This is a genomic window from Saliniramus sp. (genome assembly GCF_035311605.1).
Classification (GTDB): Bacteria; Pseudomonadota; Alphaproteobacteria; order Rhizobiales; family Beijerinckiaceae; genus Saliniramus.
Genome location: NZ_DATGCW010000119.1, coordinates 1 through 14177 on the forward strand (window position 1 = coordinate 1; position 14177 = coordinate 14177).

Here is a 14177-nt window from a genome sequence, read left to right on the forward strand (position 1 = left end):
AAGGGCGCGTTGGCCGCATAGGCGGTATCGATCTTCTCGCGCAAGGCGTCGAGCACGGCGGGAAGGTCGCGCTTGAACTGGGCGACTGCGGCGCGGAATTCCGCGATCTCCGGCCGCTCCCAGGCGAAGAAGCGCTCCAGCAGGGCGGCCAGCGCATCGACATCGCGCATGGCGCAGCGCATCACCTCCTGCCGGTCCTGGATCAGCACCGCCGTCTCGGAATTCTCGAAGATGATGTTGGATTGCGGATAGCCGTTGCGAAACTTGCGTGCGATCTCGGTATCGAGATCGTCGCCGGTATCCTTGGCCTCCCAGAACCCATGGGCGACGCGCAATTCGTGCAGGATGCTGCCATCGGGATAGACCTTGCGCTTCATTCCGGTCTCGTATTCGAGCTCGGGAACGAAGATCAGGTGCTGCGCGCGGGCATAGCCCTTGAGCAGGTCCTTGAAGGCCTCGCGGATGATCTGCTCGGAATTCGCCCCGGAGAACCGCCGCAGCCGGTCGAGCTCGGCGAGATAGGTCTGGATCAGCATCTGGCTCATGAAGAACCCGTTTCTGGAGGCGCCGAATCATGCAATCATTCGTACTTTTTCATTATAGATACAATTTTTGGGAATCAAAATCGCAGCACCCACCCATGAGCAGGGGCCGCCGCCGGGTGCCGCACCGCCCATCGGCAGATGTCCGGCTTGCCAGCCATGTCCCGAGCGGCCACATTGATGGGTGGCGCCGAAGGCAAAGTCAGGCGCGCGGGCGGGTTGGCAGAGCGGGCCATCCGGCCTATCATCCGATTAGTAGCGATACGCAACTATCCTTGCGCGCAGACAAGACCGCAAAACGCGGCATTATCAGGAGGAGAGAGGGCGCATGTTCTCGTCGGACAGCGATTTCACCCAGGGGCAAGCCGGCGCCAGCGCCGTACCGCTGATCGATCCGTTCGGTCGCACCATCAGCTATCTGCGCGTCTCGGTGACGGATCGCTGCGATTTCCGCTGCGTCTATTGCATGTCGGAAGACATGACCTTCCTGCCAAAGCGCGACCTTTTGACGCTCGAAGAGCTCGACCGGCTGTGCTCGGTCTTCGTCGGCCAGGGCGTGAAGAAGCTGCGCATCACCGGCGGTGAGCCGCTCGTGCGGCGCAACATCATGCGCTTCTTCGAGGGCATGACGCGCCATCTCGAGAGCGGCGCGCTCGAAGAGCTGACCGTGACCACCAACGGCTCGCAGCTCGCCCGCCACGCGCAGCATCTCGCCGATTGCGGCGTCAAGCGCATCAACGTGTCGATGGATACGATGAACCCCGACAAGTTCCGCCACATCACCCGCTGGGGCGATCTCGGCAAGGTGATGCAGGGGATCGATGCCGCGCAGGCGGCGGGGCTCAAGGTCAAGATCAACGCCGTCGCGCTCAAGGATTTCAACGAGGACGAGATCGTCCCCATGATCGAATGGGCGCATGGGCGCGGCATGGATCTCACCCTGATCGAGGTGATGCCGCTGGGCGAGATCGACGAAGACCGCACCGACCAGTTCCTCTCCCTCAAGCAGGTGCGCGCCTCGCTGCTCGACCGCTACACCCTCACCGATCTTCCCGACCGCACCGGCGGCCCGGCCCGCTATGTCCGGATTGAGGAGACGGGCGGGCGGCTCGGCTTCATCACGCCGCTGACGCATAATTTCTGCGAGAGCTGCAACCGCGTGCGCCTCACCTGCACCGGCACGCTCTATATGTGCCTCGGCCAGGAAGACGCCGCCGATCTGCGCGAGCCGCTCCGGGCCTCAGAGAGCGACGAACCCGTCGCGCGGGCAATCCAGAACGCCATCGCGCGCAAGCCGAAAGGGCATGACTTCGTCATCGAGCGGGCCAGGCACGGCGACAAGGGCAATCCGGCCGTGAGCCGTCACATGAGTGTGACCGGCGGCTGAGCGGGTCACAGATGAAAGTGCGCTCTTTCCTCTCGCAATTTGCGTGAATTGCGATAAAACACGCTCAAACACGTGTTTGTGAGAGGAAGCGCCATGGCCGCGCATATCAAGAACGGCATCATCGAAGCGATCGGCAATACGCCGCTCATCCGCCTGAAGAAAGCCTCGGAGCTCACCGGCTGCACCATTCTGGGCAAGGCCGAGTTCATGAATCCGGGGCAATCCGTCAAGGATCGTGCCGCGCTCGCCATCATCCGCGACGCGGAACGGCGCGGCGCTCTGCGCCCCGGCGGCGTCATCGTCGAGGGTACGGCGGGCAATACCGGGATCGGACTCTCGCTCGTGGGCAATGCGCTGGGCTACCGCACGGTCATCGTGATCCCGGAAACGCAGAGCCAGGAAAAGAAGGACATGCTGCGCCTCGCCGGGGCCGAGCTCGTCGAGGTCCCCGCCGTTCCCTATGCCAATCCCAACAATTACGTGAAGGTCTCCGGGCGCCTCGCCGAGCGGCTGGCAGGGAGCGAGCCGAACGGCGCGATCTGGGCCAACCAGTTCGACAACACCGCCAACCGCCGGGGCCATTACGAGACCACCGGGCCGGAGGTCTTTGACCAGACCGAGGGCAAGGTCGACGGCTTCATCTGCGCCGTGGGCAGCGGTGGCACGCTGGCCGGTGTCGGCATGGCCCTGAAGGAGCGCAACGACAATATCCGCATCGGGCTTGCCGATCCGATGGGCGCAGCGCTGTATTCGTTCTATACCACCGGCGAACTGAAATCCTCCGGCTCCTCGATCAGCGAGGGGATCGGCCAGGGCCGCATCACCGCCAATCTGGAGGGTGCGCCGGTCGATCATGCCTGGCAGATCTCCGACGAGGAAGCCCTGCCGATCGTCTTCGATCTGTTGCGCGAGGAGGGGCTGTGCATGGGCGGCTCGACCGGCATCAACATCGCCGGCGCCATCCGCCTCGCCCGCGAGCTCGGCCCGGGCAAGACCATCGTCACCATCCTGTGCGACTACGGCACGCGCTACCAGTCGAAGCTCTACAACCCCGCCTTCCTGCGCGAAAAGGGCCTGCCCGTGCCGGAATGGCTGGAGCGCGAGACGGTGATCGATCCGGGGCTCGTCTGATCAGACGACACGCCACGCGTGATCGCCGCCATCAAGGCCGCGCCAGAACGCCCCTCTTCCCGGTCTGTACACCCCCGAGAGGAGGGAGATCGCGCCAGCACTGCATCGACCTGCCCAGCCGCGCCGTTCCAGCGGGATCAGAGCAGGATGAGGGTTTTGGTCGTATCGACTTTCCATGAGGGCCTCGCCCCTCCCCCGCACGGAACAGACGCACGCAGGTGTGGTGCCCCCAGATCGGTGGCGTGATGGACGATTATGGCATTTACCTTTGCGCCAATTGCGCTAAATGAATTTCAACACCAACCTTTCTGCACCAGTGGCCTGACTCCGGGATTGGATATTTCTTGTCACATGCCGACTTTGCCCGCGGGACCACAGAGATTCCGCGCTCCTGGAACGTCGCGCTCGCCCGCTATCGCGAGCCCGACAATCGTCGTGGTGTTTTGGAAATCCTCGTCACCGCCGTGCCGTTCGTGGCGTTATGGACCGTCGCGGCGCTGCTTGTGACGAACGGGTATCGGTGGGCCGGGCCGGTTCTGGCCGTGCCGGCGGCGGGCCTGCTTGTGCGCATGTTCATGCTGCAGCATGATTGCGGGCACGGATCGCTGTTCTCGCGCCGCGCGCTGAATGACTGGATCGGGCGCGCCCTCGGCGTGCTGACCTTCACGCCCTATGATTACTGGCGCCGTACGCACGCAGTCCATCACGCCAGCGCCGGCAATCTCGACCAGCGCGGCATCGGCGATGTCGATACGCTGACCGTCGCGGAATATCGCGCGCGTTCGCGTATGGGCCGGCTGCGCTACTGGCTGTACCGGCATCCGCTGGTGATGTTCGGGCTCGGGCCGGCCTGGTTGTTCATCTGCCAGTACCGCCTGCCTGTCGGCCTGATGCGCAGCGGCTGGGAGCCTTGGATCTCGACGCTGGCGACGAATGCCTGCATCGCCGGCATGGCCGCCCTGCTGATCTGGCTGATCGGCCTCGGCCCGTTCCTGCTGGTCCAAGGCCCGATCATTCTGATCGCGGCCACGGCGGGGGTGTGGCTGTTCTATATCCAGCACCAGTTCGAGGAGACCCACTGGTCGCAGGGCCGGGAGTGGAACCACCAGAACGCCGCCCTGCACGGCAGTTCGCATTATGATCTGCCCCCGATCATGCAATGGTTCACAGGCAATATCGGCATCCACCACGTGCATCATCTGTCGAGCAAGGTGCCGTTCTATCGCCTGCCGGAAGTGCTGCGCGATTTCCCGGCCTTGCAGGATACCAACCGGATCGGCTTTCGCGAAAGCCTTGGATGCGTGAAGCTCGTGCTCTGGGACGAGGACACGCACCGGCTGATCTCCTTCCGGGAGGCGCGGAAGGCAAGGGGCAAAAGTTGCACACGAGCCACGCCGCCGGCAGCGGCCGCCTGAGCGACCGCCTCCCGGTTATCGCCTCACCCGCCGAGGCGAACGAGCTGCTTGCCGAAATTCCGGCCCTCCATCAGGCGCATGAAGGCTTCGGGCATGGATTCGATGCCCTTGAGAACGTCCTCGCGCGTGGCGATGCCGCCCTCCCGGGCCAAGGCTGCGAGGCGGGCCATGGCCTCGTCGCGGCGGTGCCACCAGTCGAAGACGAGGAAGCCGTGGATGCTGGCGCGGGTGACAATCAGATGCCCCATGAAGCGCTCGCCGATATCCGGCTGACCGGCCCTGTCGGCGAGCGCGATGCGCCCGCACTGGATGACGCGGGCATGGTTGGCAAGGTTCTTCATCACCGCATCGTGGATCGGGCCGGCGGTGTTGTCGAAGAAGATGTCCACACCATCCGGGCAGGCTTGCGCCACGGCGCCGGTGAGATCACCTTCCGTGCGATGGTTGATCACCGCATCAAAGCCGATCTCGCGGCACCAGGCCAGCTTGTCGTCGCGTCCGGCAATGCCGACGACGCGGCAGCCGGCCTGTTTCGCCAGCTGCCCGACGAGTTGGCCCACGGCGCCGGAAGCTGCCGAGACCACCAGCGTATCGCCGGGACGCGGACGCCCGACATCATAGAGCCCGAAATAGGCCGTCATGCCCGGCATGCCGAGCCAGGAAAGCGAGCTCTGCATCGGCGCCAGAGCCGGATCGATGCGGTTGACCCCGCCGCGTCCGTCACTGTCGGGGGTGAGCACCGCGTATTCCTGCCAGCCCACACCCATGGATTCGGCGATATCACCCGGCTTCCAGTCGGGATGGTTGGAGGCGACCACCTCCCCGACACCGCCGCCCTGCATCAACCCGCCGATCTCGACGCCCTTGGTATATCCCCTGGCCGGGCTGATGCGCCCGCGCATATAGGGATCGACGGAGAGATACTTGACCCTGATCAGGATCTGCCCCGGCCCGGGCTCGGGGCGCGGCGCCTCTTCCATGCGCCAGGTCTGCGTGCTCGGCATGCCCTGCGGATATTCCGCCAGCAGCCAGCGGCGGTTCACGTCTTGCGCCATAACAGGTTTCCTCGTCTCGTCGATTGTTGTTGCGCGAAGGCGTGCGAGCACCTTCACTGACCGTTGCTGCCAGCAGATCATCGCAGCCGCGCAGCAGCAAGATGCAGGTCTTCATAGGCGGATCGGCACCTTGCCGGAGCGTTTCGCCCAGTTCACAACATATCGGCTTCATCAATGATGGCGATGATGTTTTCCACATGGCTGCGCATGGCTGCGCGCGCCTCACCGCGATGGCGCCTCTCCAGCGCGGCGAGGATCGTCTCGTGCTCCTCGCGCCAGCGGACCTGTCGCTCACCCGATTGCAGAAGCAGCCGCAGATTCTCCCATTCGGGATGGGCCCGCGCCGCCTGCCAGATGCTCAGCATCAGGCCGTGGGCAAACGGGTTGTGCGTGGCGCGGACGATGGCGAGATGGAAATCGCGGTAGAGGCGCGCAGCCACGTCGCAGGTATGGATTTCGGACGTGATCGCACGATGGCGCAGTTGCAGCGCATGGATGTCGTCCTGCGTCGCGTTGAGTGCGGCAACGGCGCACATTTCCGGCTGGAACATCAGGCGTGCATTGAGGATATCGGCGACACGCGGCTCCGCCGCATCAGCCGCGAAAGGCGTCGCCATCGGCGCGGCCCGTTCGTTGACATAGACGCCGGAGCCGACACGGATGTGCACGAGATCCTGGATCTCCAGCGCGAGCAACGCTTCGCGCACGCAAGACCGCGACACGGTGAATTGCTGGGCCAGCTCCCGTTCCGTGGGCAGGCGGTCGCCGGGGCGATACTCACCGGAGAGTATGGCCTCGCGCAACGTATCGGCGATATGGCGATAACGCCTCTGCTTGGCGACCCATGCGCCTGCTCCGGTGTTGTCTGTCATCGTCATGCATTTCGCTGGCTGCTGATATGTGCTGATACGCTGCGGGCAGCAAACAGATCAAGTATCAGCCAATTGATCATTAAATTTTATCAAAAATTGTGTAAACTCATATCCGAGGATTCAGGAATCCCTGAACGTAAGCAGAGACTTGAGCGTGCCCCCCGGCTCCTGGGGCGCGGGTGGTGCATGTCGCGGCCAGGCGTTGCATGCAGGATCGCGCGCCGCAGGCAGGTGCGCCGGGCGGCGGCACCGCATCCGCACATGGTTGAATTTTTCCGCATCAGGGCGCATGAAGACGCCGCTCGCGCGGTTTGCGCGCGCGACGCGCACAGTTACCGGAACGAAAGTCAGTCATGTCGTTTGAGAGCACAAACGGGCCGCGCGCCGACCAGCCACGTGTGGCCGTGATCGGATGCGGCGCCTGGGGGCGCAATATCGTGCGCTGCTTCGCGCAGCTGGGCGCGCTGGAAGCGGTCGTCGACAACAATGCCGATACCATCGAATCATTGGTGGCTCTGTTCGGTTGCCGCGCCATGTCCGTCGAGCAGGCCCTTGCCGCCCCCGACATCGACGCCGTCGTGATCGCGACACCGCCTTCCGGGCACAAGGATCTCGCCCTCGCGGCGATTGCCCGGGGCAAGCACGTCTTCATCGAAAAACCGGTAACGCTCGATCACGGTGAAGCCGTCGCGATCGTCGCGGCGGCGCGTGATGCGTCACGGGTGATGATGACCGGCCATATCCTGCAATTCCACCCGGCCTATCGCAAGCTGAAGGAGCTCGTGGGCTCGGGCGCGCTTGGTCGCCTGCAGCGTATCAATGCCAACCGGCTCAATCTCGGCGCCGTGCGACGTGAGGAAGATGCGCTGTGGTGCCTCGCGCCGCACGACGTTTCGATGACGCTCGGCCTCGTCGGCGCGGCGCCCGACCATATCGACGCCCATGGCGAGGGGCATCTGCGCGACGCTATCGCCGATGCGGTGACGCTGCGGCTGGGCTTTGCCGGCGGCGCGATGGCGCTGATCCACGTCTCCTGGCTGCACCCCTACAAGGAGCACCGCCTCAGCGTGATCGGCTCGCAGGCAATGGCCGTGTTCGACGACACCCAGCCCTGGGATCGCAAACTCCAGCTCTATCCGCATCAGGTCTCCCTCCACGGCGCCTATCCGCAGGTCGTGCGCGCCGAGCCGGTCCCGGTCGGGATCGAGCAGAACGAGCCGCTTCTGGCCGAATGCGCCCATTTCCTCGATTGCATCCGCGACGGCTCCGAGCCGATTACCGGACCCACCGAGGCGCTGGCCGTGATGGATGTGCTGGAGCGCGCGCAGCAATCGATGCGGGGGCGCAATAGCGCCGTCGCGAGCGCCGGTGCGTGAGTACCATCTGAACCATTTTGCACAGCAATGGTTGACCCGGCGCAGTACGAAACAGCGCCGGTTCGCCACTCGTCCCGCAAGTCTGCACTCATGAGGGATACGTGGTCCATCGGCAAACAAGGAGATGCCGGATGAGGATCGCACGTCAAATCGCACTCTTGCCCCTGCTCGCCGCCCTGCCCGCCACCGCGCCGGCACAGGGCAACGATGCGTCAGATACCGCGATCGCCGTAACGGGGCTGACGCTGTTACGTCCTGCCGAAGCCGATGCCATGCGCCCGGCGCGGACGCAGATGAACATCCGTATCGCGGTGCCACCGGCACATGTGGTCGGGCTTGGTCGCGACTCGCGCATCACTCGCCTCGAAGACGATACAGGACACTCGCTGCTCGTCGAACATGGGCCTGCGGAAGAGGACCAGACCGAACCGTTTCGCGCCCCGCCGGGCCTGACCTGGCGCGGTCCATCGCCCCCCGGTGCCGCATTCGGTTTCCTGCGCCGTGACGATTTCAGCATTGGCGGTCGCGACGGGTGGATCGAGATCACGGTCGACGCGCCGGGGCTTCCCGCAGGGGATGCGACGCAGTTGACGGTCGCGGGCACGATCGAGGTGCTCATCGCCGGCGAGGGCGAAAGCCGCCACCGCATCGACAATGTCGATCTGTCAGACGGCGAGGCACGTTTCGAGATCGCCGACGAGACGATCACCTGCATGCAGGACCGCAGCCTGACGCAGGGCGATCTCGATGTAAGCGAGTTCTATTGCTGGTCACAGTCTCTGCAACCACGCTCCATCGCCGTCGTCGATCAGGACGACGCTCCGCCGACGCCGATGGACCGGTCCAATCTCGTCGTCATCGGCGAGACGAGCGACCTCTCCCTCGAAGTCAACTTCCCGATTGATGAGACGAGGCGCATCACCTTCGAGGAGCGTGTCGGACTCGGATTGTGAGCTTCCGGCCAGGATGCCAGGTGCGTCAATGCCCGCCTTGCGAGAGGCGGGCATCGCGCGGGGCGGAAAGGATTTCGCCAAGACTTTCGGCGATGTGCCGCGCTTCGTCATCGCGCAGGCGCAAAAGGAACGGGGGCAGTTGCCCCGCCTGAAGACCGATCACGGCATGGCCGTCCTCGTCGAGGCCGATATCGATGGAGGGTGAGGTCACGTCAACGACTTCCCCCTCGATCGTCTCCTCATCCTCCGACAATTGCCGCATGAGCTCTTCGGTCAGCGCCTCGTCATCTTCCTCGTCGCCATCGCCCTCATCCACTTCGAGCGCCTCGAGCATGTCGTCGTCAAGCGCGTCGAGCAGTTGGTTGAGCGCGGAGGCGAGCGTGCGCGCTGCTCCGGCATCCATCAAGACGGCCGTCGCCTGATCGTCCTTCTGGAAGGACAGTTGAATCTTGTTGCCCTCGACGGACAGTGAAATACCAGCCATACCTGTCTTTCGCATGAATATGCTCATATGGGAATGCGCCCGTGGGTTTGAAACCCCACCGGCTCATGCCGGATCGCAAACCGCCGCGCGCATTCCGATCGCACCGTGCGCCACGGATAACGCGCCCGCGCCCGCGACGAAAGTACGGAGACCGATCGATAATGGACTATTTGCGAGGTAACGTGGTGATCCTGATGCAAGCTAGGCACGTAGAGTGCAATAATATACAAAGCACGCCCCCCGCACCGCACCAGCGCAACGGTTGATGATGATGAAGAACCCGGACGGAGAATCGCCTCCCGCCTCGAACCAGCCCCGCCCGGGCCTTGGCAATCTCGGGGATCTGGAAGCCGGTGGCGGCGAGCATGTCGTCGTTGTGGGCGCCGGTCCTGGCGGCCTGGCATCGGCCATGCTGCTGGCCCGACAGGGCATGCGCGTCACCATGTTCGAACAGGCTCCCGTCGTGGGCGGGCGCACCCGCACCATTACCGCGCCGGGCGGATACCGATTCGATATCGGCCCCACCTTCTTCCTCTATCCGCGCGTGCTGGACGAGATCTTTGCCGCTTGCGGCGAGCGGCTCACCGATCATGTCACGCTCACTAAGCTCGACCCGCAATACCATGTCCTCTTCGAAGACGGGGGCGATGTCCGCGCCACGCCGGATCTCACGCGTCTCGCGGCGGAGATCGCCCGGATGGCGCCGCAGGATGCGGCCAATGTCGAACGTTTCTTTTCGGAGAACCGCCACAAGCTGGATCTCTTCCGCCCGATCCTCGAGCGCCCCTTCGGCAAGCCGACCGATGTGATCTCCCCGGCCATGCTGCAGGCCCTGCCGATGCTGCGTCCGTTCTCGAGCGTCGACAAGGATCTGCGCCGCTATTTCTCCGATCCGCGCGTACGGCTGACCTTCTCCTTCCAGACGAAATATCTGGGCATGTCGCCCTTCCAGTGCCCGAGCCTGTTCACGATCCTGAGCTTCCTCGAATACGAGCACGGCGTGTTCCATCCGATGGGCGGCTGCGGGGCGGTGTCGGAGGCGATGGCCAAGGTCGCAAGGCAGCTCGGCGCGGATATCCGCCTCGGCAGCGGGGTCGATCGCGTGATCTACGAGAATGACCGCGCGGTTGGCGTGGAGGTGAACGGGGAGCACATAGCCGCTGATGCGGTGGTGATCAACGGCGATTTCGGCCATGCGGCGCGCAAGCTGATTCCGCAGGAATATCGCCCGCGCTGGAAAGACAGAAAAATCGAGAAGGCGCGCATCTCGTGCTCGACCTTCATGATGTATCTCGGCATAGAAGGCGATGTCGGCGATCTCGAACACCACACGATCTATCTCTCGAAGGATTACGAAAAGAACATCCGCGACATCAGTGATTGCCGCATTCCGGAGGATTTCTCCTTCTACGTCCAGAATCCCGGCCGCAACGATCCGTCAATGTCACCGAAAGGCCATACCAGCCTGTATGTGCTGGTGCCGGTGCCCAATCTGCGCTCGGGAACCGACTGGGCGGCCTTCGCGCCGCAATTTCGTGCAAAGACCCTGGAGCGGCTGAAGAAGCTCGGTCTTGCCGATATCGAACAGCGCATCCGCTACGAGCGGATCATCACGCCGGCGGATTGGGAGAATGATTTCGGTGTGAACGAAGGCGCGACCTTCAATCTTGCGCATGATCTGGGTCAGATGCTCTACTTCCGTCCGCATAACCGTTTCGGGCACGGAGTGTATCTGGTCGGCGGCGGCACGCATCCCGGTTCCGGCTTGCCGGTGATCTACGAGGGTGCGCGCATCAGTGCCAAGCTCCTGCTCGAAGATCTGGCGGAGCGTCGCGGGCGGGCGGGCAATGGCAGGGAACGCGCGGCGACGGATCAATCGCGCACTGAAGCTGCTGAATGACGGTAATCGAAAGGATTGGCATGCGGGGACGGATTTCTACTTCGACGGGGAATGGTACACGGATGGCGGGCGCTGCGGCTCTCGCACTCACGGCGCTGATCGGCAGCGCCATGGCGCACCCCGCCTTCGCGCAGAGCGGCGAGACCCGCACGGTGACCGTCACGGTCCGGGTCAGCGATGTCGAATCCACCGAGGGCCAGGTCTATGTCGGGCTGTGTGATCGCGGTTTTTCGGAAGATCGCTGCCTCGACGGGCGCTTCCAGCCGGCGAGCCCTGGCACGATGAGCTTTACTTTCGAAAATGTTCCCGTCGGGATGTATGCGGTGGCTGCCTATCACGATATCAACATGGATGAGCGGATGGATTCGAACTTCATCGGCCTTCCGCGCGAACCCTATGGCTTCTCCAACGATGTCGGGCGTCGGGCGCCGCCGAATTTCCCGATGGCCCAGGTGCCTGTTACCCCGCAGGAGGCCACCATTGATGTGCGTCTGGCGCGGATGGGCGGCAATTGAATGCCCGATGCCGTCGATTTCGCGGCATCATATCGATCGAACGGCCCGCTGTGGGCCCTGACGTGACGAGGAGTGCGCCGTGAGCGTATCAGCGAAGACAGTGGCGGTGATCGGTGGTGGTCTGGGCGGGCTCGCATCCGCCTGCGTGCTCGGTGCGCGCGGCCACGAGGTGACACTCTACGACAAGAACGACTGGATCGGCGGCAAGGCAGCCGTGTTCACCGAAGACGGCTTTCGCTTCGATATGGGGCCGACCATCCTCACCGTGCCGCGCGTGCTGGAGCGGATTTTCGCCGAGGCCGGGCGTGATCTGAACGATTACCTCGATCTGCGCCGCCTCGACCCGCAATGGGGCTGCTTCTTCGATGACGGTACCCGCTTCGATCTCGCCGAGAATGTCGAGGAGATGGCCGTCGCCATGGACAGGTTCGCGCCCGGGCGCGGCAATGGCGAGGGCTATCGCAAATTCCAGGCGATGTCGGAAAACCTGCACGGCGTGTCCGAGCGCTTCTTCTTCTGGAAGGCGGTGGAGGATCTTTTCGACACGATCGATGTGCGCGCGAACCTGAACCCCGACACCCTGCGCGACGTGATGAGCCTGCGTATGGGCAAGACGGTCGCCGGCACCATCCGCGCCCATGTCAAGGATGAGCGCCTCGCGCAGATGCTGGACCATTTCACACAATATGTCGGGTCAAACCCCTATGGCTCGCCGGCGGTGCTGTGCGCCATCGCGCATATGCAGGCGGCGGAGGGGATCTGGTATCCGATGGGCGGCACCCGCGCCGTGGCGGAGGCGCTGGCGAAGCTCGCCGGCGAACTCGGCGCGACGCTGAAACCCGCGACCGAGATCACCGGCCTCGATATGGAAAACGGCGCGGTCAGAGGCGTGAAGCACGCAGACGGCAGCATCGAGCCCTTCGACTGCGTCGTCTCCAACATGGACTCGATCCGCACCTATCGCGAACTCGTCGGCGGCGATGTCGGGGCGCGCTACGATCGCAAGGGCTTCGAGCCGGCCTGTTCGGGCGTGGTGCTCTATCTCGGCCTGAACAAGCGCTACGACCACATCCTGCACCACGATTTCGTCTTCTCGCGCGATGCGCATGAGGAATTCGATTACATCTACAATAAAGGCGAGCCGGCGCCGGATCCGACTGCCTATCTCTGCGCGCCGAGTTCCACCGACCCCTCTGTCGCGCCCGAGGGCGGCGAGGCGCTGTATGTGCTCGTGCACACCCCCTATCTGCGCCCGCATCACGACTGGGCGCAGATGTTCCCGGCCTATCGTCAGGTAATTCTTGACAAGCTCAAGCGCACTGCCGGGATGGCGGATATCGAGGAGCGGATCGTGGTCGAGCGCCACCTCACGCCGCAGGATATCCACGATCGCTACAAGGTGCTCAACGGCGCGATCTACGGGCTTGCCAGCCATGGCCGCTTCCTCGGCGCCTTCAAGCCGGGCAACCGCTCGCGCGACGTCAAGGGGCTTTATCTCGCCGGCGGCGCGGCCCATCCGGGACCGGGCATGCCGATGGTGATGATGTCCGGCTGGATCGCCGCCGATGCCCTCGACCAGGACGCACGCGGGCCCGCTCTCCAGCAAGCGTCCTGAGGGCGCCATGGCGGCGGATGAAGCAACCCGCGCGCGGCTGGATCGGCTCGCCGCGCGACTGCCGGAGGCCACGCGCCCGACCCGGCGTCGCAAGCCGCGTGTCGTGAATTTCTTCACGCGCTATTTCGACCGCTATTTCCGCCGCCACATGAACGCGCTGCGCCTCGCCCGATGGGGCGCAGCGCCGCCTCTGCGCGACGATGCGCCGGTGGTGCTCTATACCAATCACCCCGCCTGGTGGGATGCGGCGATCTACATCCTGCTCGCCGAGCGACACTTCAGCAGGCGGGCGAGCTACGCGCCAATCGACGCTGAAATGCTTGAGAAATACGGTTTCTTCGGGCGCATGGGCGCTTATGGCGTCGATCTGGAAAGCCGCCGGGGCGCGCAGGATTTCCTTGCCGCGAGCGCGGATATCCTCGCCCATGACGACGCGGTGATCTGGGTCACGGCGCAGGGGCGATTCATGGATGTGCGCGCGCGTCCGCTCGATCTCAAGCCGGGAATCGCCCACCTCTACGAGATCGCCCCCCATGCGCAATATGTCCCCGTCGCCCTCGAATACGGTTTCTGGGAGCAGCGTGGCGGCGAGGCTTTCGTGGCCTATGGCGACGCGATCTCCGGCGACGATCTCGCCGGCATGGAGCGCGCGGCGCGTCTCTCGTATCTCGAAGATGCACTGACGCGGATCGCGGATCGGCTCAGCGAAGACGTGATTACCCGCGATCCGGCGCGCTTCGATGCTCTCATCGAAGGCAAGGCGGGGGTCGGCGGCATTTTCGATTTCACCAAGCGGATTCTCGCCCGCCTCAAGGGCGAGCGCTATGATCCGGCGCACGGAAGGCGCGACGCATGATAATCCTGAGCCATGTCGCACTGACCCTCGCCGCCCTCTCGGCCCTGCTCGGTGCGCTGAACCTCCTGCTCTTGCG

General features: G+C 64.2%; 12 protein-coding genes and 1 pseudogene. 9 read left to right on the forward strand and 4 right to left on the reverse strand.

Annotated features, from left to right (window positions below; genetic code table 11):
- Positions 1–545, reverse strand: a pseudogene (locus tag VKP01_RS05965) (DNA methyltransferase); the annotation flags it as partial.
- Between the two features lie 325 nt (positions 546–870).
- Between VKP01_RS05965 and moaA the strand changes: the two are divergent.
- The 3 genes from moaA to VKP01_RS05980 all read left to right on the forward strand — a co-directional run bounded on the left by moaA (position 871) and on the right by VKP01_RS05980 (position 4475).
- On the forward strand, positions 871–1929 hold the full coding sequence (gene moaA, locus VKP01_RS05970; protein WP_324411214.1) for a GTP 3',8-cyclase MoaA: 1059 nt from the start codon (positions 871–873) through the stop codon (positions 1927–1929).
- 93 nt (positions 1930–2022) lie between these two features.
- Entirely contained in the window at positions 2023–3060 is a 1038-nt protein-coding gene (locus VKP01_RS05975) for a cysteine synthase A (RefSeq protein ID WP_324411216.1), read from the forward strand.
- 344 nt (positions 3061–3404) lie between these two features.
- A complete protein-coding gene (locus tag VKP01_RS05980) occupies positions 3405–4475 on the forward strand; it encodes a fatty acid desaturase (RefSeq protein ID WP_324411218.1) in 1071 nt (356 codons plus the stop codon).
- Between the two features lie 23 nt (positions 4476–4498).
- Here the strand turns inward: VKP01_RS05980 and VKP01_RS05985 are convergent, their stop codons facing one another.
- Together VKP01_RS05985 and VKP01_RS05990 are read right to left on the reverse strand one after the other, a co-directional pair.
- Positions 4499–5530 (reverse strand): NADP-dependent oxidoreductase, encoded by a 1032-nt coding sequence (locus tag VKP01_RS05985; RefSeq protein WP_324411220.1) that lies wholly within the window; start codon positions 5528–5530, stop codon positions 4499–4501.
- 152 nt (positions 5531–5682) lie between these two features.
- A complete protein-coding gene (locus VKP01_RS05990) occupies positions 5683–6402 on the reverse strand; it encodes a FadR/GntR family transcriptional regulator (protein ID WP_324411222.1) in 720 nt (239 codons plus the stop codon).
- Between the two features lie 353 nt (positions 6403–6755).
- On the opposite strand from VKP01_RS05990, the gene VKP01_RS05995 reads away from it, so the two are divergent.
- On the forward strand, positions 6756–7778 hold the full coding sequence (locus tag VKP01_RS05995) for a Gfo/Idh/MocA family oxidoreductase (RefSeq protein ID WP_324411224.1): 1023 nt from the start codon (positions 6756–6758) through the stop codon (positions 7776–7778).
- Positions 7779–7909: 131 nt separating this feature from the next.
- Complete coding sequence (locus tag VKP01_RS06000) at positions 7910–8731, forward strand: hypothetical protein (RefSeq protein ID WP_324411226.1); 822 nt, start codon at positions 7910–7912, stop codon at positions 8729–8731.
- Positions 8732–8756: 25 nt separating this feature from the next.
- On the opposite strand, the gene VKP01_RS06005 is transcribed toward VKP01_RS06000, so the two are convergent.
- Complete coding sequence (locus VKP01_RS06005; protein ID WP_324411228.1) at positions 8757–9215, reverse strand: hypothetical protein; 459 nt, start codon at positions 9213–9215, stop codon at positions 8757–8759.
- Positions 9216–9480: 265 nt separating this feature from the next.
- On the opposite strand from VKP01_RS06005, the gene VKP01_RS06010 reads away from it, so the two are divergent.
- The 4 genes from VKP01_RS06010 to VKP01_RS06025 all read left to right on the forward strand — a co-directional run bounded on the left by VKP01_RS06010 (position 9481) and on the right by VKP01_RS06025 (position 14101).
- Positions 9481–11115 carry a phytoene desaturase family protein gene (locus tag VKP01_RS06010; protein ID WP_324411230.1) on the forward strand — a complete coding sequence of 545 codons (1635 nt, stop codon included), beginning with the start codon at positions 9481–9483 and terminating at the stop codon, positions 11113–11115.
- A 62-nt stretch (positions 11116–11177) separates the two neighbouring features.
- On the forward strand, positions 11178–11630 hold the full coding sequence (locus tag VKP01_RS06015; protein ID WP_324411232.1) for a DUF2141 domain-containing protein: 453 nt from the start codon (positions 11178–11180) through the stop codon (positions 11628–11630).
- Between the two features lie 79 nt (positions 11631–11709).
- On the forward strand, positions 11710–13245 hold the full coding sequence (locus VKP01_RS06020; protein WP_324411234.1) for a phytoene desaturase family protein: 1536 nt from the start codon (positions 11710–11712) through the stop codon (positions 13243–13245).
- Positions 13196–14101: a lysophospholipid acyltransferase family protein gene (locus VKP01_RS06025; protein WP_324411236.1), complete on the forward strand. Its 906-nt coding sequence runs from the start codon at positions 13196–13198 to the stop codon at positions 14099–14101. Before VKP01_RS06020 ends, VKP01_RS06025 begins: the two co-directional genes overlap by 50 nt.
- Positions 14102–14177 lie beyond the last annotated feature (76 nt).

Coding starts and splice junctions, on each gene's coding strand:
- moaA (WP_324411214.1), top strand. CDS start 871: ATGTTCTCGTCGGACAGCGATTTCACCCAGGGGCAAGCCGGCGCCAGC.
- VKP01_RS05975 (WP_324411216.1), top strand. CDS start 2,023: ATGGCCGCGCATATCAAGAACGGCATCATCGAAGCGATCGGCAATACG.
- VKP01_RS05985 (WP_324411220.1), bottom strand. CDS start 5,530: ATGGCGCAAGACGTGAACCGCCGCTGGCTGCTGGCGGAATATCCGCAG.
- VKP01_RS05990 (WP_324411222.1), bottom strand. CDS start 6,402: ATGACAGACAACACCGGAGCAGGCGCATGGGTCGCCAAGCAGAGGCGT.
- VKP01_RS05995 (WP_324411224.1), top strand. CDS start 6,756: ATGTCGTTTGAGAGCACAAACGGGCCGCGCGCCGACCAGCCACGTGTG.
- VKP01_RS06000 (WP_324411226.1), top strand. CDS start 7,910: ATGAGGATCGCACGTCAAATCGCACTCTTGCCCCTGCTCGCCGCCCTG.
- VKP01_RS06005 (WP_324411228.1), bottom strand. CDS start 9,215: ATGGCTGGTATTTCACTGTCCGTCGAGGGCAACAAGATTCAACTGTCC.
- VKP01_RS06010 (WP_324411230.1), top strand. CDS start 9,481: ATGATGATGAAGAACCCGGACGGAGAATCGCCTCCCGCCTCGAACCAG.
- VKP01_RS06015 (WP_324411232.1), top strand. CDS start 11,178: ATGGCGGGCGCTGCGGCTCTCGCACTCACGGCGCTGATCGGCAGCGCC.
- VKP01_RS06025 (WP_324411236.1), top strand. CDS start 13,196: ATGCCCTCGACCAGGACGCACGCGGGCCCGCTCTCCAGCAAGCGTCCT.